Here is a 25,015-nt window from a genome sequence, read left to right on the forward strand (position 1 = left end):
CTGAACCAACTAATACAACAAGAACTGGAATGGGCTTTGGTTCGAAAAACAGCAAAAAAACTTGGAATTATTTTTCGAGCGCGAGGGTCGGAAGTTTTAAGCAGCTCGAATTAATGACATTCCCGCTGACTGATAACGGCAACGTCATTCCTGAACTCTTACAGCAAGGAAATAGACATGGGCACAATTCTTCTCGTCATTCTGATTTTGTTACTGATCGGTGGTCTGCCGGTCTTCCCGCACTCCAGAAGTTGGGGTTATGGCCCGTCCGGTATCATTGGCGTGGTGTTGGTGGTGATACTGATTCTGTTGTTACTCGGCAAAATATGACGGTTTAAAAAGCAAAAAAAAGAGGCCCTGTTCAAGGGCCTCTTTTTTATTGCGTCACCGTTTAGTCCGGCGTGCCGTCGACAACACCGGCAGTGTTATCGATCAAGCTCTTGGTCGCTGTTTGCAGGAACGCTTCAAGCTTGGTTTTCAATTCGGCGGTGCGCGGTGCATCCGGTACAACCTCGGCGTGCGGCTTGGCACCCAGTTCGTACTGGTACATTTTCGGCGCCATGTCCTTGTCCCGTGGCAGAACCAGAATCTGGTCTGCCGTGACGATGGCCGTGGTCTGTTCGCTGCCCGATGGCTTGATCACACCAAAACCGGTATCGCCTTCAGGCAGGTTGAGCAGGTCACGCCCCCAGCACTGATGACGCACTTCACCACCGAGACGCCCCATGATGGTCGGTACGATGTCGATCTGCGTACCCACGGTGTGGTTCAGTGTGCCGAATTTTTCCTGGATGCCTGGTGCGATCAGCAGCATCGGCACGTTGAAACGACCCAGGTCCATTTCGGTGATCTGCCGCTCGTTGCCGAAACCGTGGTCGCCGACCACCACAAACAGGGTCTCCTTGAAGTACGGCTCCTTGCGGGCTTTCTCGAAGAACTGCCCCAACGCCCAGTCCGAGTAACGCATGGCCGTCAAGTGCTCGTTCAGACTGCCACGATCGGTCACGCGCTCGACCGGCAATGGCGTCGGCAAGGCGTAAGGGGTGTGGTTGGACAGGGTTTGCAGCAAGGCATAGAACGGTTTCTTGTCCTTGCCGTCACGGGCCTTCAGTTCAACCAGACCACGGTCGAACATGTCCTGGTCGGACACGCCCCACGTCGGATCGGAGAACACCGGGTTAACGAAGTCGTTACGCCCGATGAAGTTGGTCATGCCCTGGTTGCTGAAGAAACCCGACTGATTGTCCCAGGCGAAGTCACCGTTGTAGACGTAAACGTCGTCGTAGTCACGGGCGCTGAGCAACTGGGGCAGGCCGGACAATTTGTGGCTGCCTTCCGGGGTCTGCATCAGGTACTCGAAGCCCGGCAGGTTCGGGAAGCACGCCATGGTGGCGAACATGCCCTGGTGGGTGTGGGTACCGTTAGAGAAGAAACGGTCGAACAGCAGGCCTTCCTTCGACAGCTTGTCGAGGTATGGCGTGATATTTCCCGAGGCGCCCAACGCACCGACCGAGTGACCGGCCATGCTTTCCATCAGGATCACGACGACGTTCTTGATCGGCAGGGTCTTGTCGGCAGGCGGCGTGTAGTCACGACGTACTGCGGCGGTTTCGCCATCCACCAGTTTGTCGTCCTTCATCACCAGCATGTCGCGCACGGTCTGCTGCGCCATCGGTTGCGGCAACGTGGCTTTCCAGATGTTGTCGCGATCTTCGGACATCCGGCTCTTCGCCGCGGCGACCAGAGAAAGCGTGCCGTTCAGGCCCAGTTGGTTGGCGAAGTTGGAATCGGTGGTGTAGACATCACCCCAACGCATTGGCGGGCCCTGGCGCAAGGTGCCACGAGCGGCGACCACACAAATCAGCAGGCAGACCACAAAGACCATGATGCGTGCGTACCACGGTGCAACCTGGCGGGTACTGATGCTGCCGCCGCTGAACGGACCACGAGGACGGGTCGCTCGGTCTGCGCCCTTGAACGCCAGGCTCAGGAGCCAGGTACCAACGGCCCAGGCCAGCAGGTAGCGGACCACCGGAAAACCGTACCAGAGCATGCTCATCACGGTTTTCGGATCTTCTTTCACATACTGGAACACCAGTCCGTTGAGGCGCTGGTGGAATTCACGGTAGAAGTCCATCTCCATCAAGCCCAGGAACAACGCGATGCTGGACGCAATGGTCAGCCAGAAGCGAAAGAACCCGCGCGCGGCCATGGCCCGGGCGCTGAACAGTGCCAGGATCAACGGGATGCTGAGGTAGACCACCAGACGCAGGTCGAAACGCAGGCCGTTGGCAAACGCTTCGAAAAAGGTCGAGGCCGGTGTATCGAGGATCATTTCGCGGTTGTAGACCAGCAGCGCAAGGCGCAGCGCGGAAAACATCACCATCATCACCAAGGCACACAGCAGCGTGTAGGCCAGATGCGATTTGACGGTCGGTTGCAGCAGGCGACTCGAAGCTCGCTGCTGACTCAGGGCGTCCGGAATTGCCATGTCGTTGTAGGACCCATTGGAAGTTGAAGTTTCAAATACAGCGGCGCCTTGCCCTCTATTGGCCAATACCCGGCCCCGGGGCTTGCGCGGTGCGCAAATGTTGCACGATCAACGGCGGCATTGCCATTGATTACTGTCGTCGAAGCAAACGCGGGCGAATTGTCTTGGAGGCATTGTGAAAATTATGTGCAAAGCATATTTGGAAACAAAAGAAACACGTCTGGACGTCGGGGACGTACACACCAGGTACGCCGGGTAGGCTGCAAACAAAACGCCCCGAGCAAGTCAGGGCGCAGTACCAGCAACATCATCACTTCTCGGCGCGAGTCTTCAGATTTTTCAGCGTATTGAACGGCGCATCTACCACAAACTTGTTGGCAACCATCGAAGGAATACTGCCACCCGGCTCGGTGTGAACCTGATAAGTCACTTCAATCTGATCGCCCTTGGGCACGAACTTCCAGAAGCCTTCAATCTTGGTCACCCGCACAAACCCCTTTTCTTCGGGAATGTACGTGGGCACGCCTTCAAGCTTGCGGGTCAGGCTGCCGTCGGCACCTTCAACGGTGGTGATGTGCAACACCGAGTCACGCGGGGTGACCGGCCATGGCGTATTGAATTGAGTGTATGTCCAGCTCTGGTCACCTTCGTGCTTGAGCAACTTCTGGCTCTTGCACTCGTGGATCCAGGCGCAGGCACCGGATACGTCTTCCTGCAGCGCGCGCAGCTTGGCCATGGTGGTTTTCATCAGGGTCACACCCTGATAGGCCTTGTAGTCCGAACCCGCCACTTCACTCAGGGAGACCTTGATGCCGTCTTCGTTCTTGGCGACTTTCCAGTCTTCGGCCTGTGCAACCGAAGTGGCCAATACAGCCGTCAAACCACACAACACAGCGATACGATGCAGCGAACCCATCATGTTATTCCTTATTGTTGAAGTTCCGTTCGTTGACACATTACGCCGCCGTCATTTGCTCCCACCAGCCAATCAGCCTGATGGCTTCTTCACTGCTGCTGCCACACACCTCAACATCCGCCTCGAATGCCGAACACACGGCTGGACGCTCCGGTTGGCCGAAAATATTGCACAGATTATCGGCAGACAATTGCAGGCAGCGTTCACCGGCAGCTTTGCCCTGGGGCATTCCGGGAATCGGCGAACTGATGGAAGGGGCAATGCAACAAGCGCCACAGCCCTCACGGCATTTCATGACGACAAGCACCTCACGACGAGCAATGTATTAAAGGACGGGGCACAGAGTAACCGCTAAAACAGTTGTTTTAAATTACCCGGCCATGGGTTTTTACCTGAACGGCGGCGTGACTGCCCAGTCTCCGACAAGGCGTCTGCCGAAGGGGTTGCGAATGGCGTCGACTTATCGCTTGAACTCAAACTCCAGCGCCGCACCTTCGACTTCGTGGCGCTCTTCATTGCGTAGCTGTAGCTGCATTTCGTTACTGATCAAGCGACCGTTGAGTTGAAACTGACTGCTTTTGTCACCGAACATTTGCGGCAACACAGGTTCGCGCTTGGGCAATGGCACAGTGCCGACCGGATCAAGTTCTTCAACCATGTCCTTGGGCAAGCTCAAATCCAGGTGGGTGGAAGGCAATTGGGTTTTCGCCACTTCACTGGCCGGTTTCGATTTGGAGGCGATGGGCGGACGCTTTTTAACCGCAGCAGGTTTCTTTTTAGCCGGCACCGTTTGTTGGGTGGCTGGTTTTTTTTTCGAAGGCGTGCTTGCCGCGGGTTTCTCCTGAGCGGAGGCGGCCATCACAAATCCCGGCTGAGCGCTGATCAACAGGCAGACCAAAAGCCAGGCAGCAGGAAAATTCGGTTTCATGGACCCAACGGCGCAAACGGCAGAGACGCCTATGCTCGCTTGTTGCAACCAACAAGACAAGCCCGCTCAGTCACGCCATATCCCCGTTACAGGCCCCCGGCCATCTCCTGGCAGAGCTGGGTCGCGAGCATGCCCAGCGTCATCAACGCGCGCTCTGCTTCGCGGTTCCACGGGATACCGCAGTTGAGCCGGATACAGTGATTGAATTGCTCGGTGTTACTGAAAATCAGCCCCGGCGCGATACTGATGCCTTGCTGCAGCGCCCGCACATGCAATTCCTGGGTGTTGACCCGCCCTGGCAGACTCACCCACAAAATGAAACCGCCCGTCGGCCGCGTCATCTGCGTGCCTTCGGGGAAGTACTGTTGCACCGCGAGCTGGAAGGCACTGAGGTTCTTGCGATACTCCTGACGGATGTAGCGCAGGTGCCGGTCGTAACCGCCGTTTTCCAGATAGGCGGCAATGCCCATCTGCGTGACGCTGCAGGCTGAATGGGTACTGAAGGTCTGTAGCCGCTGAATTTCCTGCTGGAACTTGCCAGCGATCATCCAGCCAATGCGAACCCCCGGTGACAGGGTCTTGGAGAAACTCGAACAGTAGATAACCCGATCCAGCCGGTCATAGGCCTTGAGTGATTTGGTGCGCCCCTGCTCGAACATCAACTCGCCGTAAATATCATCCTCGACGATCTGAATGTCGAAGTCCGATGCCAGGCGAAGCAACTGCTTTTGCCGCTCTTCGGGCATGGTGCCGCCCAACGGATTACTCAAGCGAGTGGTCAGCACCAGTGCCTTGATCGACCATTGGTTGGCCGCCAGTTGCAGCGCTTCGAGGCTCATGCCGGTGGACGGGTCACTAGGGATTTCGATGACTTTGAGGCCCAGCAAATCGGCCAGTTGCAGCAAACCGTAGTAAGTCGGCGACTCGGCGGCGATCAGATCGCCAGGCCGGGTCAGCACCCGCAGCGACATCTGCAAGGCGTCGACACAGCCGTGGGTGATGACCACTTCCGAAGGATCGACCACGACACCGGCATCGCGCATGCGGATCGCCACTTGCCGGCGCAGCGGTTCGAAACCGGGGCTGAACATGTAGCTGAACGCACGGGGACTATGGAAACGGGTGACTTTGGCCAATTGCTGATGCAGCGCCCGCACCGGCAAATAGTCGACACTTGGCACGGCAGCCCCTAACGGGAACACACCTTCGCGGCGCGACTCGACCAGCACCTGCTGGATGATGCTGCTGCGGGTGACCAGGCCCGGACGCTCGACCCTGGCGATGTCCGGCGTCGGCGCTGTCAGGGCCGGCGTCTGGTGCACGTAATAACCGGACTGCGGCCGGGCGCGGATCAGGCCCTGATCTTCCAGGTTGGCATACGCCTGCAGAACCGTGGCATGGCTGACATTGAGCTGCGAACTCATCTTGCGCACCGAAGGCACGCGCTCGCCCGGTTGATAGACACCACGACGGATGTCTTCGGCCAGTTGCTGAGCAATACGTTGATAAAGCAAGAGATTGGTCATGACGCAGCACTCGATTTCACGGGCGTTTTATTCTTGTGTGAAACAATACCGGAACAGTTTGGAAGTGTACTGGGACAGTTGTCACAATAGTCGACAGTACAGTGCAGTGTCAGCAAAAACTGTACTGTTTTTGCTGGGTATTCGGCAGGCACAAAAAAACCCGGCGCTGTCTGGCAGGCCGGGTTTTGTAAGAGTGCAGAGTTTCAGCGGAAAGCGCCCTTAACGGGCTGCGCCGAGCTGGCCTTTTTCGTCGGAGAATACGATTTCCACGCGGCGGTTCTGCGCACGTCCACGCTCGGAAGCGTTGGCGTCCACCGGGTATTCGTCGCCATAACCTTCGACCTGAATACGTTTGTCTTCGATGCCCAGGTCCATCAGTACGTCCGCCACCGATTGCGCACGGTCACGGGACAGTTTGAGGTTTTCCTGCTTGCCGCCGGTGCTGTCGGCGTAGCCTTCGATTCGCACCACGCGCTTGGGGTTGAGCTGCAGGAACTGCACGATCTTCAATACCACGCGGTTGGCCGAGCTTTTCAACTCCGCTTCACCGGTATCGAACAGCACATCGCCCAAGGTCATCACCAAGCCGCGATCAGTCTGCGTCGTCGCCAACGCCACGATCTGCTCTTCGAGCCATTTGCCCTGTTGCTGCACGCTGAGCAGCTTGGATTCGCGCAAGGCCAGTTGCAGGCGCTGACGCTCGAGTTCGAGCTTGGCTGCGCGCTCTTCGTTGAGCACCTGATTGGTGTGCTCCCGAGCGATCTCGCTGTAGCGCTGGCTCAGATAGGCGTACTGCAACACGTCCGAACCACTGCCCCAGTAAGTGGACAAGCGGTCGGCCCGAGCGAGGGACTCACCGGCACGAATCACATCCTTGGGCGCGATACGCAGCACATTGGAATCTTCCTTGACCTTCTGGAAGTCGGCACTTGCCTGCTGCAACGCCGCCTCGCTGTGTTGGCCGGCGCAACCATAGAGGCTGGCGCAACCGGCCAGGATCAAACCACCGAGCACTTTGGACCCGAGATTCATTGGGCATCTCCCAACTGCTTGCGCAGACGGGCGATGCGGGTGTTGAGAACGTTCAACTGTTCCTCGCTCTTGAGGGTCAGGACCCGGGCTTCAGCCAGACGCGCGTCCAGCTCGGCCTGCTCGGCCCGCATCCGCGCATTCTTGTAAGACTGGTCGGCCATGCTGCCCTTGGCCCGCTTGAACTTGTCTTCGGCCAGTTTCATTTCCGGCACTTCATCGGCAGTGGCGCCAACAGCCTTGGCTTGTTCGAGTGCCTGTTCGGTCAGGCGCATTTGTTCATTCGGCGCCGGATCGGCTGCACAACCCGCCAGAGCCAGAACGGCCAGGGCAGCGAAAAGAGGTCGAATACTCACTAAAAATCCCTACTGTTTTGGGGCACTGACAGGTTCTTTCTGTTGCGCATTCCAACGCTCGATATTGCGTTGCAGCACAGCCTCCGTCAGTCCGGACGCGGGCAATTCTGTCATCTTTTTGGCCAGCTGTCCGCGCAACCAGGGATCGTTGCATGCCGAGTTATGGGAAACCGCCAGAAACAACCCCGGCCTGTCGAACGGTTGCACACGGGCTATCAAGTCGTTGGCCATGCCCAGTGTCTGCGCCATCGCCATGCCGGAGTAGCGTCCGGCGAGGACAAATTCCACCTCGCCCAAGAGCAATTTCTGAAAGGCCTGGGTCAGATTGGGTGTACGGGTGAGGGTCAAGTTCTGTTCGGCATAGGTGCCGAATGCCGAGGTTAATTGAGACTTTTCCGACAATGCGCCGGGGTGACCCTGCAGATCCTGCACATCGTTGTAAACCAGTGGCGAGTCTTTACGGGTCCAGACCAGATAATCGTTTTCCAGCAACGGTGGATGAATGTAATCCAGGGACTCGAGCTCACTGACCGTCAAGGGCGCGTCGGCCAGCATGTCCATGCGTCCGCTGCGCACTTCGTCCAGAGCCTGAGCGCGTTTGCCGGCGTAAAGCAGTTCGACCTTGATTCCCAACTGCCCTGCCACTTGCTGCAACAAATCGGCACTGGCACCGATCAGGTGCTTGGGATTTTGCGGGTCTTGCCACAGATATGGCGGCGCGTCGGGGCTGCCGGTCACGACAAGGCGCTCGCACTTGCCTGCGGCGGCGCAAAGCCCCGGTAACAGCGTCAACCCCAGCAAACTCCACACAACACGCAAATCCATGCCGATACACCCCACTCAAACCCCGATATTTCCACCTGTAGGAGCCGGCTTGCCGGCTCCTACAGACAAGCAAAAAAAAGCCCGACCAAAAGGTCGGGCTCTTTATAAGTGAAGCAGCCGGATTAGACCAGCTTCTCCAGCTCAGGGATGGCTTCGAACAGGTCCGCCACCAGGCCGTAATCGGCCACCTGGAAGATCGGCGCTTCTTCGTCCTTGTTGATCGCAACGATCACTTTGGAGTCTTTCATGCCGGCCAGGTGCTGGATCGCGCCGGAGATACCGACGGCGATGTACAGCTGTGGAGCAACGATCTTGCCGGTCTGACCGACCTGCATGTCGTTCGGAACAAAACCTGCGTCGACCGCGGCGCGGGAAGCACCGACGGCAGCGCCCAGCTTGTCAGCCAGGGCGTACAGGTGTTTGAAGTTGTCGCCGTTCTGCATGCCGCGGCCGCCGGAAACGACGATCTTGGCAGCGGTCAGTTCCGGACGATCGGACTTGGCCAGTTCTTCGCCGACGAAGCTGGAGATGCCAGCGTCGTGGGCAGCAGCAACGGCTTCAACAGCAGCCGAACCACCTTCTGCAGCTACCGGGTCAAAACCGGTGGCACGCACGGTGATCACTTTCACGGCAGCGTTCGACTGAACGGTAGCAATGGCGTTACCGGCGTAGATCGGACGCTTGAAAGTGTCGGCGCTTTCTACCGAGATGATCTCGGAGATCTGGTCAACGTCCAGTGCAGCGGCAACGCGCGGCAGGATGTTTTTGCCGTTGGAAGTAGCGGCAGCCAGGATGTGGCTGTAGCCCTTGCCCAGTTCAGCGACCAGAGGAGCAACGTTTTCCGGCAGCTGGTGAGCGTAGGCAGCGTTGTCGGCTACCAGCACTTTAGCCACGCCAGCCACTTTCGCAGCGGCTTCAGCCACGGCGCCAGCGCCCTGGCCTGCAACCAGAACGTGGATGTCACCGCCGATTTTGGCAGCAGCAGCCACGGTGTTCAGCGTGGCCGGAGCCAGCACTTTGTTGTCGTGTTCAGCAATAACCAAGATAGTCATTTAGATTACCTTCGCTTCGTTTTTCAGTTTCTCGACCAGTTCAGCCACCGACTTGACCTTGATACCCGCGCTGCGTGCAGCAGGCGCTTCGACTTTTACGGTCTTGTTGGTGGAGGCGGTGGAAACGCCCAAAGCGTCCGGAGTCAGCACTTCGAGAGGCTTCTTCTTGGCTTTCATGATGTTTGGCAGAGACGCGTAGCGTGGCTCGTTCAAACGCAGGTCGGTGGTGACGATGGCCGGCAGTTTCAGGGAAACCGTCTGCGCGCCGCCGTCGATTTCGCGGGTGACAGCAACGCTGTCGCCGCTGATTTCGACTTTCGAAGCGAACGTGCCCTGACCGTAGCCGCTCAATGCAGCGAGCATCTGGCCAGTCTGGTTGTTGTCGCTGTCGATGGCTTGTTTGCCAAGGATCACCAGCTGTGGCTGTTCCTTGTCGACAACAGCTTTCAACAGTTTGGCAACAGCCAGGGAAGTCAGATCTTCGGCGGATTCGACGAGGATGGCGCGATCGGCACCCAGAGCCAGCGCGGTGCGCAGTTGCTCTTGAGCGGTGGTCGGGCCGATGGAGACGACGACGATTTCAGTCGCAACACCTTTCTCTTTCAGGCGTACGGCTTCTTCCACTGCGATCTCGCAGAACGGGTTCATCGACATCTTGACGTTGGCAAGATCGACGCCGGAATTGTCCGCCTTGACGCGGACCTTGACGTTGTAATCCACAACGCGTTTGACAGCTACAAGAACCTTCATGGATTCCTCGTTACTCTCCGGTGAAAAGAAAGTCGCCTAGGCGAACCTGGCGGTTGATGCTCATCGGGCGCAAGGGCACCTCCAAAAACGCCGGCAAACGTGTCAAGTGAGCTTCGCTCACGATGTTGATGACCGTTCGTCAGGAGTGACTGACGAGTCATTCAATATCGCGGCGTGTAAACTGCGCGCCAAATCGTCGTGGCGCATCACTTGCTTCTGCCATTGCCCTGTCTTTAGAGGTGCTCTTGAAACCAACAGTCAGCCTACGGCGAGCGCAAAACCGCCCGTATCTTGACCGGAACACCTATTCCGGTCAATACGGCAAAATAGCCGTTCATAAGCCGCGTGACTTTGATTTCTCTGGCTTTGAGCCAATTCAAACAAACGTTTGTATTGGACCCTGAGAGTGGTGTAGATATAATGCGCCACCCAAAGAGAAAGGTGGTCACTCGATTGTCCTCTCCCGACCTTGCGCCGGGATTCAAGGATGCGACACCTAACCTCCAAAATTAGAAAAAAACTGTTGAGCCTTGAGTAGGAGATAGCCTGTGGAACGCGAATACATGGAATTCGACGTGGTCATCGTCGGTGCCGGCCCCGCTGGTCTTTCCGCCGCCTGCCGCTTGAAGCAGAAGGCTGCTGAAGCCGGTAAGGAAATCAGCGTCTGCGTGGTCGAAAAAGGCTCCGAAGTCGGTGCTCACATCTTGTCCGGTGCCGTGTTTGAACCACGCGCCCTGAACGAACTGTTCCCGGACTGGAAGGAACTCGGCGCGCCGCTGAACACGCCCGTCACCCGCGATGACATCTTCGTGCTCAAGAACGCCGAAAGCGCGCAGAAGATTCCTGACTTCTTTGTGCCCAAGACCATGCACAACGAAGGCAACTACATCATTTCCCTGGGTAACCTGTGCCGCTGGCTGGCCCAGCAGGCCGAGAACCTGGGCGTAGAAATCTACCCGGGCTTCGCCGCCCAGGAAGCGCTGTTCGACGAAAACGGCATCGTTCGCGGGATCATCACCGGTGATCTGGGCGTTGACCGCGAAGGCAATCCGAAAGAAGGCCTGTACACCCCGGGCATGGAACTGCGTGGCAAATACACGCTGTTCGCCGAAGGCTGCCGTGGCCACATCGGCAAGCAACTGATCAAGCGCTTCAACCTGGACACCGACGCCGATGCCCAGCACTACGGCATCGGTCTGAAAGAAATCTGGGAAGTCGACCCGGCCAAGCACCAGCCAGGCCTGGTAGTCCACACCGCCGGTTGGCCGATGGACATCATGGGCACCGAGAACACCGGTGGCTCGTTCCTCTATCACCTGGAAAACAACCAGGTCGTAGTGGGCCTGATCGTTGACCTTTCCTACAGCAACACCTACCTGTCGCCGTTCGACGAGTTTCAGCGCCTCAAGCATCACCCGGTGCTCAAGCAGTATCTGGAAGGCGGCAAGCGCATCAGCTACGGCGCACGTGCCATCTGCAAGGGCGGCCTGAACTCGCTGCCGAAAATGGTCTTCAAGGGCGGCGCGCTGATCGGTTGCGACCTCGGTACCCTGAACTTCGCCAAGATCAAAGGCAGCCACACGGCAATGAAGTCCGGCATGCTCGCGGCGGAATCCGTGGCGGACGCGCTGTTCGCTGACAAGGACGGCAGCGAAGAGCTGACCAGCTACGTCGACGCGTTCAAGAACAGCTGGCTGCACGAAGAACTGTTCGCCAGCCGCAACTTCGGCCCGGCGATCCACAAGTTCGGCGCGATCGTGGGTGGTGGTTTCAACTGGCTCGACCAGAACATCTTCGGCGGCAAACTGCCGTTCACCCTGCACGACACCAAGCCGGATTACGCTTGCCTGAAGCTGGCCGCCGACTGCAAGAAGATCGACTACCCGAAACCGGACGGCAAGATCAGCTTCGACAAACTGAGCTCGGTGTTCATCTCCGGTACCAACCATGAAGAAGAGCAGCCGTGCCACCTTAAGCTGACCGATCCGAGCATCCCGATCAGCAAGAACCTGCCGCTGTACGATGAACCTGCCCAGCGTTATTGCCCGGCTGGCGTGTACGAAGTGATCACCAAGGAAGACGGCGAAAAGCGCTTCCAGATCAACGCCCAGAACTGCGTTCACTGCAAGACCTGCGATATCAAGGATCCTGCACAGAACATCACCTGGGTGACGCCGGAAGGCGCTGGCGGCCCGACTTACCCGAACATGTAAGCCGAACCGCTGAACATCAAGGCTCCCGGATGGGGGCCTTTTTGTTGCCTGCATTTAAACCCCTGCCACAGGGCTTCGTTTCGGGATCAAGCGGCGCGTTCTTCTCCGGGGCTGCGCTCGAAGTAGCGTTTGTACTCGCGACTGAACTGCGACGTGCTCTGATACCCCACCCTGTGCGCCACTTGCGCCACACCCAACCCCTCGCTCACAAGCAACTGCTGTGCCCGAAGCAACCGCAAACGTTTCAAATACTGCACCGGTGACAGCAACGTACTGCGCTTGAAATGCTCATGAAACGTCGACGCACTCATATTCGCGCAACTGGCCAAAGTCTCGACATTCAAGGGTTCGGTGTAATGCGCATGCAAATGACTGAGCGATGCCGCGATCCGTGCGAATTGCCCCTGCTGCTCCACCAGTGCCCGCAACACATCGGCTTGAGGACCGCGCAAGGCGACGAACAACAATTCGCGTAACCGCGCTTGTCCCATGATCTGGCATTCCAGCGGATCGTGCAGGCAACGCAGTAGCCGCTCAACACAACCCCGCATGGCATCATCGAGCACAGCCGAGGTCATGGACTCAGGTGTTTGCGCCGGAATATGCCGCCCCGGCACTAACCCCATCGCCATCACCAACTCGCCCAGCATCACCCGGTCGATGGCGACGGAAACGCCCAACATCGGCCCGTTCGGTGCGGCAAAGGTTTCACACTCGAACGGCACTGGCAGTGCCTGAATCAAATAGTGCCCGGCGCCATATTCCAGGGTACGAGGCCCGAGATACGCCAGTTTGCTGCCTTGGGCGATGATCACCAGGCTCGGCTCATAAATCTGCGGTCCACGGGCCACGTCACAGGTGGCACGCAAAACCTGTACGCCCGGGAGTGCAGTCGGGACGAAGCCGTCGCGGGTCGACAAAGGTTCGATCAACGAAACCAGCGCGGCGTTGGCATCAAGATGACGGGTTAACAGCATCGAAGTTCTTCGCAAAAAAAGTCACGGAAAAAGGGATGAAAGCATCATCGCAGATCCGCTAGCCAATACGACGGCTGCCCCCCGCATGCCGGAGGATTAGGCATGACACCCGGAGGAATCGTCATTTGCGACACAGGTTTCGGCGCCCAGAATGCGCCACCTCACCTGTCAAAGCTTTTGCGAGGTTCACCATGTACACCGCCATCGGATATGCCGCCCAATCGGCCACCACCCCCCTCGCCCCAGTGAAATTCGAACGCCGCAGCCCACGGGCCGACGACGTGGCCATCGAGATTCTCTACTGCGGCGTCTGCCACTCTGACATCCATCAGGCACGCAACGAATGGGGCATTGCCGTTTATCCGCTGATGCCTGGCCACGAAATCGTCGGAAAAGTTACCGCCGTGGGTGCGAATGTCACCCAGCACAAAGTCGGCGATTTGGTTGGCGTTGGCTGCATGGTCGATTCCTGCCGTAGCTGCGAAGCCTGCCAGGCCAACCTCGAGCAATACTGCCTCGAAGGCCCGACCATGACTTACGCCACTCCGGACCGCGTGGATGGCAGCAACACCATGGGCGGTTACTCCGACAGCATCGTGGTCAGCGAGCACTTCGTGGTGCGCATCCCCGAGAAACTCGATCCGGCCAGTGCCGCGCCGATCCTGTGCGCCGGCATCACCACCTACTCGCCGCTCAAGCACTACGGCGTGAAGGCCGGTGACAAAGTCGGGATTCTCGGCATGGGTGGCCTGGGCCATATGGGCATCAAGTTCGCCAAGGCGATGGGCGCTGAAGTGACGCTGTTCACCCGATCGGCAAGCAAGGCTGAAGAGGCTCGCCGTCAGGGTGCGGACCACGTCATCGTCTCCACTGATGCCGAACAGATGAAGGCAGCCGCGGGCCATTTCGACTTCCTGCTCGACACCATTCCGGTGCAGCACGACCTCAATCCCTACCTCGATACGCTGCGCTTCGACGGCGTGCACATTCTGGTGGGGCTGATCGAGCCGGTAGAGCCACCGGTACACGCTGGCAAACTGGTGATGAGCCGCCGCGTACTGGCCGGCTCCTTGATTGGCGGCATCGCCGAAACCCAGGAAGTGCTGGATTTCTGTGCCGAACACAACATCACCTGCGACATCGAGATGCTCGACATCCGCCAGATCAACGAGGCTTACACGCGCATGATCGCCGGTGACGTGAAGTACCGCTTCGTCATCGACATGGCGACCCTCAAGGTTTAAACCTTGAGGCCAAGCTCCGCCGACAGCCGGGCTGTGACCCCTTTGATCAGGGGAATCAGCTCGGCCATTTTTTCCAGCGGCATATAGGGCACGGTGCTGGCGATGCTGATAGCGGCGACGATGCGTTTGCTGGCGTCGCGGATCGGCGCCGCCACGCAGCGGATCGACGGTTCGTTGTCTTCCAGGTCGAAGGCATAACCGCCGGCGACGTACTCAATCATGCGCTGCTGAAATTGCTCCCAGGACTGCTCCGGGTGCTGCGGCCAGAACTGATTTTTCCCACCCGCCGGCAGGCTGACTTCGTACAGCCGCTGCCACTCTTGCGGTGTGTCATCGAGCATCAGCGCCTTGCCGATCCCGGTGCGCGCCAAAGGCATGCGATGGCCGACCCGCGAACGCATCTCCGGGCCATTGCGCCCCGGATTCTTGTGCAGGTACAGCACCTCGTCGCCTTCACGTATCGCCAGATGAATGGTGTCGCCGGTCAATGCCGACAACTCATCCAGATACGGCCCGGCGAGGGTCACCAATGGCACCTCTTCACGCGCCTGGAATCCCAGTTCGATCAGCTTCGGCCCCAACAGGTAACCCACTTGCGGCACCACTCGCAGATAACGCTCGTCCACCAGGCAACTGGCCAGACGATGGGTGGTGCTGCGCGTGGTGCCGATCAGCCGGGCGATTTCCTTGAGATCGCGGGCACCGCTGGCCACAGCCTGGACCACACCCAAACCGCGAAGCAGTGTCTGAGTGCCGGTCGGTGCGGCGTCCTTGGCGATTTTTGGGGCGTCTTCCTGCATATCCAGCCTTTACCGTTGAGCGAGTGAGCGGGCGGCATTATGGTCGCCCGGATGCCACGACTACAACTTGATACGCTCGACCTTGCCCACCAGCAAGATGTAGGAAAGTGCACCGATCAACGCCAGAACCGAGATATAGGTGATCGCCGGGGCAAAGGAATCACCGCTGGCGAGGAAACCAATGACGATCGGCGTGGCGATGGCCGACAGGTTGCCGATGAAATTGAACACCCCACCGGTCAATCCCAGCAATCGCGCCGGAGCCAGCGTCGACACCAGCGACCAGGTGATCGACGCCAGGCCATTGCCGAAGAAGGCCAACGCCAGGAAGGCAATCACCAGCGGCGTGGACTCGACGAAGTTGGCACCGATGATCGAGGTGGAAATCAGCAAGCCGCTGATGATCGGTAACTTGCGGGCGAACCCTACCGAGTAACCGCGACGGATCAGGAAGTCCGAGAAGAAGCCGGAACACAGCACGCCGACGAACGCCGCCAGAAACGGCAGCGATGCCAACAGGCCGGACTTGATAAAGTCCATGCCGCGGTATTTCACCAGATAGGTCGGGAACCACGTCAGGAAGAACCACAACGTCGAGTTGAGGCAGAACTGGCCGAGGTAGATGCCCCAGAGTTTGCGTTTGCTCAGGACAATACCGAGGTCGGTCCAGCTGAATTTGGCCTTGACCTTGGCTTGTTCGACCTGGATATCCACCAGCCCGCCGCCTTCGCGGATCAGTTCGATTTCAGCTTCGTTGGCGCCTTTGAAATCACGCGGTTCGCGGTACACCGCGTACCAGATCACCGCCCAGAGAATGCCCACCGCACCGGTGGCGACGAACACCATGTGCCAGCCGAATTCATGCTGCAGCCAGGCCAGTACCGGCGTCAGGAACGCGAGGCCGACAAACTGCCCGGAGGTGTAGAAACCGATGGCCGTGGCGCGTTCACGTTCCGGGAACCAGGTGGTGACTACGCGGCTGTTGATCGGATAGGCCGGGGCTTCGAGGGCACCGACGGCCATGCGCAGGACGAACAGCGCAATGAAGCTGCCGGCGAACCCGAGCATCACCGTGGCGATCGACCACAGCAGCAATGCAGCGGTGTAGAGGATGCGCGGCGGAACGCGGTCCACCAGCCAGCCGCCGGGGATTTGCATGGCGGCATAGGTCCAGCCGAATGCGGAGAAAATCAGCCCGACGTGGATCGGGTCGATACCCAGGTCGCTGGTCAGCGCCGGGGCGGCGATCGACAGGTTGCTGCGGTCCAGATAGTTGATCACCACCGTGATGAACAGCAGCACCATGATGAAAAAACGCTTGCGGCTGGGCGCCGCCAATGACGCCTGCCCGGTAAGGGTTTGCGGTTGCATGGGGAGTGCCTCTTTTTATGTTTATTGAGGTCGTTCTAAAGACTGACGCTAACCCTGCAGGAGCCGGGTTACTGGCGATAGCGGTGTGTCAGACACCCTCAATGTTGAATGATGTGACGCTATCGCCAGCAAGCCGGCTCCTACAGGGGAATTGCGATCAGGAAGCTCTCACCACTCGGCAAAGCTGCCATCGGCATGGCGCCAGATCGGGTTGCGCCAGCGGTGGCCGACGGCGGCGCGTTCGATCACGTATTCCTCGTTGATCTCGATGCCCAGGCCCGGGCCGTTCGGGATCTTCACGAAGCCTTTGTCGTAGTCGAACACCCTTGGATCTTTGACGTAGTCGAGCAGGTCGTTGCTCTCGTTGTAATGGATGCCCAGGCTCTGCTCCTGAATGAACGCGTTGTAGCAAACCGCGTCCAGTTGCAGGCACGCCGCCAGGGCAATCGGACCCAGCGGGCAATGCAGCGCCAGCGCCACGTCGTAGGCTTCGGCCATGTTGGCGATCTTGCGGGTTTCGGTGATGCCACCCGCGTGGGACGCATCCGGCTGGATGATGTCGACGTAGCCTTCGCTGAGCACGCGCTTGAAATCCCAGCGCGAAAACAGGCGCTCACCGAGGGCAATCGGCGTGCTGGTCAGCGGTGCCAGTTCTTTCAGCGCTTCATAGTTTTCGCTGAGCACCGGCTCTTCGATGAACATCAGTTTGTACGGGTCGAGTTCCTTCATCAGCACCTTGGCCATCGGCTTGTGCACCCGGCCATGGAAGTCGACACCAATGCCGACATTCGGGCCGACCGCGTCACGCACGGCGGCAACGTTGGCCAGGGCCAGGTCGACCTTGTCGAAGGTATCGAGGAACTGCAGCTCTTCGGTGCCGTTCATTTTTACGGCTGTGAAACCACGGCTGACGGCTTCTTTCGCCGCCCGCGCGGTGTCCGCCGGACGGTCGCCGCCGATCCACGAATAGACACGAATCTTGTCCCGCACCTGACCACCGAGCAGGTCGCTGACCGACACGCCCAGCGCCTTGCCCTTGATGTCCCACAAGGCCTGGTCGATACCGGCCAAGGCGCTCATGTGGATCGCACCGCCACGGTAGAAGCCGCCGCGATAGAGCACGGTCCAGATGTCTTCGATGTTGCGCGGGTCCTTGCCGATCAGGTAGTCGGACAATTCTTCTACGGCAGCAGCCACGGTGTGGGCGCGGCCTTCGACGACGGGCTCGCCCCAACCGGTTACGCCTTCGTCGGTTTCAACCTTGAGGAAGCACCAGCGTGGCGGAACGATGAAAGTGGTCAGTTTGGTGATTTTCATCTGTTTGTCTCTCTTATTGGATGCAGCGCTCGCAGCGCCAAAAAAGTCTTAGCGAAGGGCCTTCCAGGCAGCGACGTAGGCCTTGGCATTGGCCGCCACTTGCTCGGCTGTCATGCCCGGTTTGAACAGGCCCGAACCGAGGCCGAAACCTTTGACGCCGGCGTCGATAAACGCCTGCATGTTGTCCGGGGTGATCCCGCCGACAGGTACCAGAACGGTTCCCGCCGGCAGCACCGCGAGCCAGGCTTTGACGACTGCCGGCCCCATCTGCTCGGCCGGGAACATCTTCAGCACATCGGCGCCTTCAGCCAGTGCCGCGAACGCTTCGGTCGGTGTAGCCACGCCCGGTGACAGGAACAACCCGGCTGCTTTCGCTGCGCGCAGGACTTTCGGGTCGCTGTGGGGCATGACGATCACCTGGCCGCCCGCCGCTTTCACCTGTTCGACCTGTGCCGGGCTCAGCACCGTGCCCGCGCCGATCAGGCAATCGGCGGGCAAGGTATCGCGCAGGATGCGAATGCTTTCGTACGGCACGGGGGAGTTGAGCGGGACTTCGATAACGCGAAAACCGGCGGCGTACAGGACTTCCCCGATGGCCGCCGCTTCTTGCGGATGCAAGCCGCGCAGGATCGCGATCAGACCGTTTTGCGCCAGTGCTTGTTTGAGCATGTCAGGACTCCAGTCAGGTTTAACGGATGGGGTGGGGCCGGATCAGGCCGGCAGCCAGCGCCAGTTGCCACAACCCGCGTTCAGTGGCCTGCTCGGCCAGAGACACCTTGGTAAAGCCGCAAGCATCGAGGGCACGGCTGTATCGGGTGCAGAGTTGGGAATTGCCGATGAGGATGATCGACGGCAGATGAACGCTGTTGCGCCGACGACGCTGAACCTTCGCCAGTGCCGACAGCTCATGGCCGATCAGCAGGCCGGACAGGTAATCCGGTTGCGCGGCAGCGCTCAGTTCGCCGGTCAATCCGAGGCTGCGGGCGCTGAACAGGGTCGACAGCACGCCGATGTCACCGTCCGCCGACAGCGCGACCTGGACACCGCGATCAAACGCATCGCCATCGAACGAACCGCCGCGCTGCTGGGTGCGCCCCAGAATGCTGTGTTCGCTGAGCACGGCGAAGACTTCGCCGGTCATGAAGGTATCGAAATGCACGATGCAGCCATCGCTCACTTCCACCCATTTCGAATGGCTGCCCGGCAGCCCGATCAACAGGTCAGCGCCCGCCTCGCCCGCGAGGGTTTGCAAAACACCGAGGACTTGGGTCTCTTCGCCGCGCATCACGTTCGGCAGGTGCGAACGTTGAATCACACCCGGCACGATATGCACATCGACGCCACGCAGACTGCGCACGGTTTGCAGGGAGGTTCCGAGATTGGCAACGTTGGCCGGCGTATCGCGGTAGGCCGCTTCGCGCCAGCCCTGGGCGCTGCCGACCATGCCGCAGGCGATCACCGGCAAATCGGGCTGAGCATCGAGCCAGTCTGCGCAGGCCTCGTCGAAAGCCAGCTCAAAACCGTCGGTGCATTCACGACCGTTGATGATTCGTGGCGCCTTGGGCAACTGCATGATCCCCGACGACAGCGAACGCTGTTCGAGAACCCGGCCACCTTCGGCAAGTTTGTAAGCACGTAATGAGGTTGTCCCCCAATCGAGCGCGATCAATTGCGCCAGCATCGCTTCACCTGTTTTGTTTTTTGGCAGTGAGTGAGCTGGACTATAAACCTTCGCGCAACAAAATCTCAATATATAAATATCACTCCCATATAATGGGATTTGGCTATTTCAGGCAAAAAAAATCGCAGAGGTCGATTTCTGCGATATTGATAAAGCAACGGTAGGAGCCAGCCCTAAAGCGCTACGGTGCTTTCGAGTCAGCCATCGCTGGCAAGCCAGCTCCTACAGTATGGGTTTACAGTGAACTGTCACGGTTCAATTTCCGTCTGCGAACTCGCGAAGTATCTTGCCGTCCATGCGATAGCGAACCCACTCTTCCTGCGGTTGCGCGCCCAGGGATTTATAAAAATCGATGGCCGGTGTGTTCCACTCCAGCACGCTCCACTCAAACCGCCCGCAATCATTGGCGCAGGCGATTTTCGCCAGGTGCCGCAGCAAGGTTTTACCGGCACCGCCGCCGCGTTGTTCCGGAGTGATGTACAGATCTTCGAGGTACAGACAGTTGCTGCCCAGCCATGTCGAGTAACTGAAAAAGAACACCGCGAAGCCGATCGGCAAACCCTCGCGCAGGCAGATCAGGCCATGGGCGGTGGCGCCTTCGCTGAACAGGCTGCGCTCGATGTCGGTGACGCTGGCGATGACTTCATGGCGGGCACGTTCGTAGTCGGCCAGTTCCGTGATGAACGCGAGAATTTGCGGGGCATCACTGGGGGTTGCCGGGCGGATTTCGATCGTCATGGACATGCCTTGTCAGAGGTTGAAAACGCCATACTAAGTCGCCGCGCGTTCGATATCTATTGGGACGGCTTCGCAGTCCAGCGGGAGCAAGCTCCCTTGCCACAAAAGCCCTTCAAAGGCAGAAGTGACCAAGCCTTTACTCCGCTCAACACTAACCCTGGCATCACGAAGATCAGACCTAACTCACACGCCTTGCATGATAGATAGAGGCATTGCGTGTCTATCGGGTCAAGGAACCGCGTCATGTCCTCTGCAACACCTCCAGTGTCCAGCAAACTGTTTGGCCTGTTTTGTCTCGCCAGTTATTTGTTGTCGTTGTCCTACGGCTCGACGTTTTTGCTGTCGCTGCTGATCGGCTCACGCGGGGGCAATGAACACGATGCTGGCAGCGTGATTTCGGCGGCGATGCTCAGCACTTTTGCAGCCGTGATTGTGTCCGGCCACTTGTCCGATTTGCTCGGTGCCGCGCGTTCGGTGGCGCTGTTCGGCATTTTGCTGGTGGCGGCCAGCCTGGGCTTCGCCATGACGCCGAATATCGGCCCTTGGCTGCTGTTTTTCGGGCTGTTGCTGGGGTTAGGTTGGGGTGTTTTCTACACGCTCGGGCCGATCATCGTTGCGAGCCTGGTGACGCCCGCGCAACGGACCAAATACTTCGCGCTGCTGTCGGGCAGCATGATGACCGGGATCGGCAGCGGTCCCTTGCTCGGCCGTGCTGCAAGCGCCCTCGGCTATCCGCTGACGGCAGCGTTTTATCTCGCCGCGCTGGCCAGCCTGGTGGGTGTGCTGCTGTTCTGGCGCCTTGATCGACAGCTGAAAAATGCTTCGCGGCAATCGACTGCCGTGTCGCGGATTTCATGGCGTGCAACCGTCCAGGTGCTGTCGTCCAAAGCGCTGTTTCCGATCGTCATGGTCGGCCTCGGCGGATGCGTTTTCGGTGGTCTGTCGAGTTTCCAGACCAGTTACGCAGCGGCGCGCTCGCTTGATTATTCGCTGTTCTTCCTGGGTTTCATGAGCGCGGCGATCAGCAGTCGCCTGTTGATCGCCGGTTTCGTGGTCAAGCGCGATCCATTGCGCGCGTCCTGCGTGTTGTCGGGTTTGATGCTGGGTTCGATCCTGATGTTCGGCTTCGAGGTCAAGGATGGCATCAGCTATGTGATCGCGGCGGTAATGCTCGGGATCGGCTACGGCCTGACTTACTCCGTGATCAACGGTCAGGCCGCCAATGAAGCGCCGACCGGTACCACCGCGCAATCCTTGCTGCTGTTCAGTTTGTCGTACTTTATCGGCGTGTTTGGCTTTCCATTGCTCGCCGGGAAAATCATCGTCGAACAGGGTATGACGACGCTGCTGCTCACCGTAATGGCAATCGCGCTGCTCAACTGGCTGATCACCGTGGGCCGGTTGATCTGGCGCCGGGTTAGCACGACCAGAGCGTTGCAACAGGTCTAGACCGTTCGTCGTAGATCAGGCACCAATTCAAAACAGGGGCGGACCAACATCAGGTAAGGACTCTAAATCAATGGAGACACCACCATGATCTCGACCCGGTTGACCACCCTCGCCTTTGCTGCCCTGCTTTCCCCGCTTGCCATCGCTGCGACCACCGCGTCCGGCACTGGCCCGACCAATCCGGTCGAAGCCCCCAAGTCCCCCGCCATCCAGAGCGCGCCCGGCATGAACACCAACGGCACGGGCGTCGACAATAGCCTGCCGCCGTCCACCGGCACCGACCCGCGAACTCAAGGAAACGACATGGGCCGCCAGGGCGGCCTGAACGTGCCAGACACCAAGACGCCGGACAACGCCGGCCCAGGCATGGGCTCGAAAACCACGACCGGTGGTTCGGGCTCAGAAGGTGGTGCCAGCCAGTAATTCGCCGCAGTACCTATCCATCATCATGAAGTTCATCACCATGAAGAGGTAACCATGAACGTCGATAAAAACCTGGAAAAAGAAGTCCTGACCCGCCTGCTGCACGCCCACCCGAATGGATTGGGTAAGGAGGTGCTGGACAATTACCGGGGGGAGAAAGTCGTGGCCAGCACCCTCGCCACATTGCAGGAGCGCGGTTTGATACAGCACGGCAACGTGCAGTGCAATGAAGCCGGCGAGCACTCGTTGAAGCTGCCCATCAAGCTCAGCGCCGCCGGGGTTGAGGCGGCACGCAAGCTGGATGCCTGAGGGCGACAGACATTCCCGGGCATGAGTCCGGGATTTGTGTTGAAGCTGATAGACCTATCGCGAGCAGGTTCGCTCCCACAAGGAATTTGTGTGGTACACAGAACCACTGTAGGAGCTAACTTGCTAGCGATAGCGGCGGATCAGTCGCCGAAAGTCTTACCCATCAACGCATCCACCTCGGCAGTCCCCGGCGAAGTCGCCGGGCCCCAGCGAGTCACCGCCAGCGCCGCTGCCGCATTGGCCCGACGCGCCGCGTCAAACGCCGACAGGCCCTGCGCCAGCCCCGCGACGAATACGCCCGCATGGGCATCACCGGCCCCGTTACTGTCCACAGCCTCAACCTTGAATCCCGGCACGTGACTGCGCTCTGAACCCTGGCTGATCCAGCAACCTTGCGGCCCGTCACGCACCACCATCAGCACATCGCGCGGCAGGTAGCCGACCAGTCGATCCAATGCCTGAGCGATGTCCGTCGCGCCGGTGAACTTCAACGCCTCGACGCTGTTGCTGGTCCACACGTCGATGCGCGGCAGCAGCGCCTGCATCACCGGCGCATCCGGTGAATCCACCAGAGGGCCCGGATCGAACACCACGTTGACGCCTGCCGGCAGCGCCAGTACCCAGTCCACCAACGGTTGCGCCTTGCCCACGTGCAGCAGGCTATAGCCGCTGACGTAGACATAGTCGCCCGCCTCGGCCGGGACGCTGACCAGATCCTCTGCGCTTGATTCACCCTCGGCGCCGATGTAGGAGACGAAGCTACGCTCAGCTGAGGCATCGGTGATTGCAACGCACAAACCGGTATCACGCTCGGCAGGTTCTGCGATGCCGATGTGAATACCTTGCTTGTTCATCGCGTCGCGGGCCAGATCACCAAAACGCCCGCTGCCGTGGCGGCCGAGATAGACCACCGGCAACCCGTTGCGCTGCGCGGCGGCCATCACATTGAAGCCGCCGCCGGCTTCGAAACTGGCGGATTGCGCCAGCACATCGCCCCCGGCTTGCGGCAGTTTATCCACGGCCATGACCAGGTCGATGATGACCTGGCCGGTGTGCAACATCTTAGGCATGAGCATTCTCGGTCAACCCAGCGCGACGGTCCTTCGCCCCACCGAGTACAAAGTAGATCCCGCCGGCTACCACAAAAGTCACGATCCAGCCGAGGCCGTTATGGCCCAGCCACGAGTCAGAGAGGAAGCCCTTGAACCAGACGTTCTCTGCCGTGGTGCCGATGGTGGTGAAGCTGAAACCCAACACAATGGCGATGGCCCATGCACCGAAGGCACGCCACTCCACGCCGCCGCGATACCAATAGGCGCTGCTCTGGCTGACGTCCAACAGATCGTTGGGGCTGTAGTAGTGACGGTGAATCAAGTCGACCACGAAGATCCCGACCCACGCCGTGATCGGCACGGCCAGCAGGGAAATGAAGGTGATGAACGGGCCGTAGAAACTGTCGGCGATCAGCATGAAATAGATCGAACCGGCAAAAATCGCGACGATGTCGACCACCACCGCGTAGACGCGCTTGACCTTGAGACCGAGTGTCAGCGTGGTCAAACCGGCGGAGTACACCGACAGGTTGTTCGACAGCAGCAGGCCCCCGAAGGCGGTGATCAGGTACGGCACGGCCATCCACGTCGGCAACATGTCGCGGATCGCGATGATCGGGTCAGTGGCCTGGGCCAGGTCGTTGTTGCCCACCGACAGCAGCCCCCCGAGGGTGATCAGCAGCACCAGCGGAATCCCCGCACCGAAAGCCGCCGACGCCACCAGGCGCACGGCCTTGACGCTGCGGTGCTGATAGCGCGACATGTCCGCGCCGGCGTTGGCCCAACCAATCCCGGTGCCGGCCGCCATGGTACCGATGCCGATGATCATCGCGCTCATCGGTGCAGGCGTGGCGTTGAATACCGCGCTCCAGTCGATGGTGGCGCAGAGGAACCCGCCGACCAGAATGTTCAGCGCACCGAACACGTAGGTTGCCCATTTCTGGATCACCAGCAATGTGGCGTGCCCCAGGCCGGACACCGACAACGTCAACAGTACGAAAATCGCGATGAACAGCAGGGTCAGCAGCGGTGCGCTTTTCGCTTCCACCGGCGAGCCGAACAGGATCGAACACAGCGACAGCAGCACGAATGCCGCGGTGGTGGTGTTGACGGTTTCCCAGCCCAGACGCGACATCAGCGACACCAGGGTCGGACCGATATTGCCACGTACGCCGAAGATCGCCCGTGACAGGGTCAGGCTCGGCGCACGGCCACGACGACCGGCAATGGAGATGATCCCGACCACCGCGAAGGAACCGGCGGCGCCGAGGATTGCGACGATGACTGCCTGCCAGATCGCCAGCCCGCGAAAGGCCACGAGGGTCGCGCCCAGGGGCAGGCCGAGGATGGAAATGTTGGCGGCGAACCAGACCCAGAACAGTTGCAGCGGATGGCCGTTGCACTCGGATTCCGGCACCGGCTCGATGCCGCGGGTTTCCAGTTGCCCGGCACTTTGCCCGGCGTTTGATGAACTCATGAAAAATGCTCCTGTTGCCATTTTTGTGGTTGTGGGCAATGAGGGAAATAGGCACAACATTGCGGCCGTCCTGGCCTTGTTGATGCGCTCC

25 protein-coding genes are annotated in these 25,015 nt (G+C 59.3%); 6 read left to right on the top strand and 19 right to left on the bottom strand.

Annotation, left to right across the window (positions count from 1 at the left end; translation table 11 throughout):
- The first annotated feature begins 171 nt into the window (after positions 1-171).
- The gene (locus M5G20_RS22690; RefSeq protein ID WP_173668865.1) at positions 172-330 is read left to right on the top strand and encodes a DUF3309 family protein; all 159 of its coding nucleotides are present in this window, start codon (positions 172-174) and stop codon (positions 328-330) included.
- A gap of 61 nt (positions 331-391) precedes the next feature.
- Here the strand turns inward: M5G20_RS22690 and M5G20_RS22695 are convergent, their stop codons facing one another.
- The 10 genes from M5G20_RS22695 to M5G20_RS22740 form a co-directional block, all read right to left on the bottom strand.
- Positions 392-2,491, bottom strand: coding sequence for an LTA synthase family protein (locus tag M5G20_RS22695; protein WP_273920981.1), 2,100 nt, complete (start codon positions 2,489-2,491; stop codon positions 392-394).
- Between the two features lie 310 nt (positions 2,492-2,801).
- Positions 2,802-3,407: an START domain-containing protein gene (locus tag M5G20_RS22700; protein ID WP_273920982.1), complete on the bottom strand. Its 606-nt coding sequence runs from the start codon at positions 3,405-3,407 to the stop codon at positions 2,802-2,804.
- A gap of 40 nt (positions 3,408-3,447) precedes the next feature.
- Positions 3,448-3,702 (bottom strand): YkgJ family cysteine cluster protein, encoded by a 255-nt coding sequence (locus M5G20_RS22705; protein WP_273920983.1) that lies wholly within the window; start codon positions 3,700-3,702, stop codon positions 3,448-3,450.
- A gap of 165 nt (positions 3,703-3,867) precedes the next feature.
- Positions 3,868-4,335, bottom strand: coding sequence for a translation initiation factor 2 (locus M5G20_RS22710; RefSeq protein ID WP_273920984.1), 468 nt, complete (start codon positions 4,333-4,335; stop codon positions 3,868-3,870).
- 86 nt (positions 4,336-4,421) lie between these two features.
- A complete protein-coding gene (locus M5G20_RS22715; protein WP_075947379.1) occupies positions 4,422-5,861 on the bottom strand; it encodes an aminotransferase-like domain-containing protein in 1,440 nt (479 codons plus the stop codon).
- Between the two features lie 219 nt (positions 5,862-6,080).
- Positions 6,081-6,893 (bottom strand): OmpA family protein, encoded by an 813-nt coding sequence (locus M5G20_RS22720; protein WP_273920985.1) that lies wholly within the window; start codon positions 6,891-6,893, stop codon positions 6,081-6,083.
- Complete coding sequence (locus M5G20_RS22725) at positions 6,890-7,246, bottom strand: DUF4398 domain-containing protein (protein ID WP_075947381.1); 357 nt, start codon at positions 7,244-7,246, stop codon at positions 6,890-6,892. The genes M5G20_RS22720 and M5G20_RS22725 overlap by 4 nt, the downstream gene beginning before the upstream one ends.
- Positions 7,247-7,255: 9 nt before the next feature.
- Positions 7,256-8,071, bottom strand: coding sequence for a substrate-binding periplasmic protein (locus M5G20_RS22730; RefSeq protein WP_273920986.1), 816 nt, complete (start codon positions 8,069-8,071; stop codon positions 7,256-7,258).
- A 122-nt stretch (positions 8,072-8,193) separates the two neighbouring features.
- Positions 8,194-9,123, bottom strand: coding sequence for an electron transfer flavoprotein subunit alpha/FixB family protein (locus tag M5G20_RS22735; RefSeq protein ID WP_056727194.1), 930 nt, complete (start codon positions 9,121-9,123; stop codon positions 8,194-8,196).
- Complete coding sequence (locus tag M5G20_RS22740; RefSeq protein WP_075947384.1) at positions 9,124-9,873, bottom strand: electron transfer flavoprotein subunit beta/FixA family protein; 750 nt, start codon at positions 9,871-9,873, stop codon at positions 9,124-9,126.
- 548 nt (positions 9,874-10,421) lie between these two features.
- On the opposite strand from M5G20_RS22740, the gene M5G20_RS22745 reads away from it, so the two are divergent.
- A complete protein-coding gene (locus M5G20_RS22745) occupies positions 10,422-12,086 on the top strand; it encodes an electron transfer flavoprotein-ubiquinone oxidoreductase (protein ID WP_150732365.1) in 1,665 nt (554 codons plus the stop codon).
- 86 nt (positions 12,087-12,172) lie between these two features.
- On the opposite strand, the gene M5G20_RS22750 is transcribed toward M5G20_RS22745, so the two are convergent.
- The gene (locus tag M5G20_RS22750) at positions 12,173-13,063 is read right to left on the bottom strand and encodes an AraC family transcriptional regulator (RefSeq protein WP_273920987.1); all 891 of its coding nucleotides are present in this window, start codon (positions 13,061-13,063) and stop codon (positions 12,173-12,175) included.
- Between the two features lie 191 nt (positions 13,064-13,254).
- Here M5G20_RS22750 and M5G20_RS22755 point away from each other — a divergent pair, with 191 nt between their 5' ends.
- Entirely contained in the window at positions 13,255-14,307 is a 1,053-nt protein-coding gene (locus tag M5G20_RS22755; RefSeq protein WP_273920988.1) for an NAD(P)-dependent alcohol dehydrogenase, read from the top strand.
- On the opposite strand, the gene M5G20_RS22760 is transcribed toward M5G20_RS22755, so the two are convergent.
- The 6 genes from M5G20_RS22760 to M5G20_RS22785 form a co-directional block, all read right to left on the bottom strand.
- Positions 14,304-15,107 (bottom strand): IclR family transcriptional regulator, encoded by an 804-nt coding sequence (locus M5G20_RS22760; protein WP_273920989.1) that lies wholly within the window; start codon positions 15,105-15,107, stop codon positions 14,304-14,306. The genes M5G20_RS22755 and M5G20_RS22760 overlap by 4 nt on opposite strands.
- A 60-nt stretch (positions 15,108-15,167) precedes the next feature.
- Positions 15,168-16,478 (bottom strand): MFS transporter, encoded by a 1,311-nt coding sequence (locus M5G20_RS22765; protein WP_273920990.1) that lies wholly within the window; start codon positions 16,476-16,478, stop codon positions 15,168-15,170.
- A gap of 168 nt (positions 16,479-16,646) precedes the next feature.
- On the bottom strand, positions 16,647-17,795 hold the full coding sequence (gene dgoD, locus M5G20_RS22770) for a galactonate dehydratase (RefSeq protein WP_046815968.1): 1,149 nt from the start codon (positions 17,793-17,795) through the stop codon (positions 16,647-16,649).
- Between the two features lie 48 nt (positions 17,796-17,843).
- Positions 17,844-18,464, bottom strand: a complete 621-nt coding sequence (locus tag M5G20_RS22775; protein ID WP_273920992.1) for a 2-dehydro-3-deoxy-6-phosphogalactonate aldolase — start codon at positions 18,462-18,464, stop codon at positions 17,844-17,846.
- 19 nt (positions 18,465-18,483) lie between these two features.
- Positions 18,484-19,476 (bottom strand): 2-dehydro-3-deoxygalactonokinase, encoded by a 993-nt coding sequence (locus M5G20_RS22780; protein ID WP_273920993.1) that lies wholly within the window; start codon positions 19,474-19,476, stop codon positions 18,484-18,486.
- 255 nt (positions 19,477-19,731) lie between these two features.
- The gene (locus M5G20_RS22785) at positions 19,732-20,214 is read right to left on the bottom strand and encodes a GNAT family N-acetyltransferase (RefSeq protein ID WP_273920994.1); all 483 of its coding nucleotides are present in this window, start codon (positions 20,212-20,214) and stop codon (positions 19,732-19,734) included.
- Between the two features lie 243 nt (positions 20,215-20,457).
- Between M5G20_RS22785 and M5G20_RS22790 the strand changes: the two genes are divergently transcribed.
- The 3 genes from M5G20_RS22790 to M5G20_RS22800 all read left to right on the top strand — a co-directional run bounded on the left by M5G20_RS22790 (position 20,458) and on the right by M5G20_RS22800 (position 22,395).
- Complete coding sequence (locus M5G20_RS22790; protein WP_273920996.1) at positions 20,458-21,663, top strand: MFS transporter; 1,206 nt, start codon at positions 20,458-20,460, stop codon at positions 21,661-21,663.
- An 84-nt stretch (positions 21,664-21,747) separates the two neighbouring features.
- Entirely contained in the window at positions 21,748-22,086 is a 339-nt protein-coding gene (locus M5G20_RS22795; RefSeq protein WP_273920997.1) for a hypothetical protein, read from the top strand.
- A 54-nt stretch (positions 22,087-22,140) separates the two neighbouring features.
- A complete protein-coding gene (locus tag M5G20_RS22800) occupies positions 22,141-22,395 on the top strand; it encodes a hypothetical protein (RefSeq protein ID WP_273920998.1) in 255 nt (84 codons plus the stop codon).
- Positions 22,396-22,535: 140 nt separating this feature from the next.
- On the opposite strand, the gene M5G20_RS22805 is transcribed toward M5G20_RS22800, so the two are convergent.
- Both M5G20_RS22805 and M5G20_RS22810 read right to left on the bottom strand, forming a co-directional pair.
- Complete coding sequence (locus tag M5G20_RS22805) at positions 22,536-23,465, bottom strand: PfkB family carbohydrate kinase (RefSeq protein WP_273920999.1); 930 nt, start codon at positions 23,463-23,465, stop codon at positions 22,536-22,538.
- Entirely contained in the window at positions 23,458-24,924 is a 1,467-nt protein-coding gene (locus M5G20_RS22810) for a purine-cytosine permease family protein (protein WP_273921000.1), read from the bottom strand. The genes M5G20_RS22805 and M5G20_RS22810 overlap by 8 nt, the downstream gene beginning before the upstream one ends.
- Positions 24,925-25,015 lie beyond the last annotated feature (91 nt).

Source organism: Pseudomonas sp. TNT2022 ID1044 (assembly GCF_028656895.1).
GTDB lineage: Bacteria > Pseudomonadota > Gammaproteobacteria > Pseudomonadales > Pseudomonadaceae > Aquipseudomonas > Aquipseudomonas reinekei.

What these genes read in the sequence shown, in the direction of transcription:
- M5G20_RS22695 (WP_273920981.1), bottom strand. Translation starts at nt 2,491, where the DNA reads ATGGCAATTCCGGACGCCCTGAGTCAGCAGCGAGCTTCGAGTCGCCTG.
- M5G20_RS22700 (WP_273920982.1), bottom strand. Translation starts at nt 3,407, where the DNA reads ATGGGTTCGCTGCATCGTATCGCTGTGTTGTGTGGTTTGACGGCTGTA.
- M5G20_RS22705 (WP_273920983.1), bottom strand. Translation starts at nt 3,702, where the DNA reads ATGAAATGCCGTGAGGGCTGTGGCGCTTGTTGCATTGCCCCTTCCATC.
- M5G20_RS22710 (WP_273920984.1), bottom strand. Translation starts at nt 4,335, where the DNA reads ATGAAACCGAATTTTCCTGCTGCCTGGCTTTTGGTCTGCCTGTTGATC.
- M5G20_RS22715 (WP_075947379.1), bottom strand. Translation starts at nt 5,861, where the DNA reads ATGACCAATCTCTTGCTTTATCAACGTATTGCTCAGCAACTGGCCGAA.
- M5G20_RS22720 (WP_273920985.1), bottom strand. Translation starts at nt 6,893, where the DNA reads ATGAATCTCGGGTCCAAAGTGCTCGGTGGTTTGATCCTGGCCGGTTGC.
- M5G20_RS22730 (WP_273920986.1), bottom strand. Translation starts at nt 8,071, where the DNA reads ATGGATTTGCGTGTTGTGTGGAGTTTGCTGGGGTTGACGCTGTTACCG.
- M5G20_RS22735 (WP_056727194.1), bottom strand. Translation starts at nt 9,123, where the DNA reads ATGACTATCTTGGTTATTGCTGAACACGACAACAAAGTGCTGGCTCCG.
- M5G20_RS22740 (WP_075947384.1), bottom strand. Translation starts at nt 9,873, where the DNA reads ATGAAGGTTCTTGTAGCTGTCAAACGCGTTGTGGATTACAACGTCAAG.
- M5G20_RS22750 (WP_273920987.1), bottom strand. Translation starts at nt 13,063, where the DNA reads ATGCTGTTAACCCGTCATCTTGATGCCAACGCCGCGCTGGTTTCGTTG.
- M5G20_RS22755 (WP_273920988.1), top strand. Translation starts at nt 13,255, where the DNA reads ATGTACACCGCCATCGGATATGCCGCCCAATCGGCCACCACCCCCCTC.
- M5G20_RS22760 (WP_273920989.1), bottom strand. Translation starts at nt 15,107, where the DNA reads ATGCAGGAAGACGCCCCAAAAATCGCCAAGGACGCCGCACCGACCGGC.
- M5G20_RS22765 (WP_273920990.1), bottom strand. Translation starts at nt 16,478, where the DNA reads ATGCAACCGCAAACCCTTACCGGGCAGGCGTCATTGGCGGCGCCCAGC.
- dgoD (WP_046815968.1), bottom strand. Translation starts at nt 17,795, where the DNA reads ATGAAAATCACCAAACTGACCACTTTCATCGTTCCGCCACGCTGGTGC.
- M5G20_RS22775 (WP_273920992.1), bottom strand. Translation starts at nt 18,464, where the DNA reads ATGCTCAAACAAGCACTGGCGCAAAACGGTCTGATCGCGATCCTGCGC.
- M5G20_RS22780 (WP_273920993.1), bottom strand. Translation starts at nt 19,476, where the DNA reads ATGCTGGCGCAATTGATCGCGCTCGATTGGGGGACAACCTCATTACGT.
- M5G20_RS22785 (WP_273920994.1), bottom strand. Translation starts at nt 20,214, where the DNA reads ATGACGATCGAAATCCGCCCGGCAACCCCCAGTGATGCCCCGCAAATT.
- M5G20_RS22790 (WP_273920996.1), top strand. Translation starts at nt 20,458, where the DNA reads ATGTCCTCTGCAACACCTCCAGTGTCCAGCAAACTGTTTGGCCTGTTT.
- M5G20_RS22795 (WP_273920997.1), top strand. Translation starts at nt 21,748, where the DNA reads ATGATCTCGACCCGGTTGACCACCCTCGCCTTTGCTGCCCTGCTTTCC.
- M5G20_RS22800 (WP_273920998.1), top strand. Translation starts at nt 22,141, where the DNA reads ATGAACGTCGATAAAAACCTGGAAAAAGAAGTCCTGACCCGCCTGCTG.
- M5G20_RS22805 (WP_273920999.1), bottom strand. Translation starts at nt 23,465, where the DNA reads ATGCCTAAGATGTTGCACACCGGCCAGGTCATCATCGACCTGGTCATG.
- M5G20_RS22810 (WP_273921000.1), bottom strand. Translation starts at nt 24,924, where the DNA reads ATGAGTTCATCAAACGCCGGGCAAAGTGCCGGGCAACTGGAAACCCGC.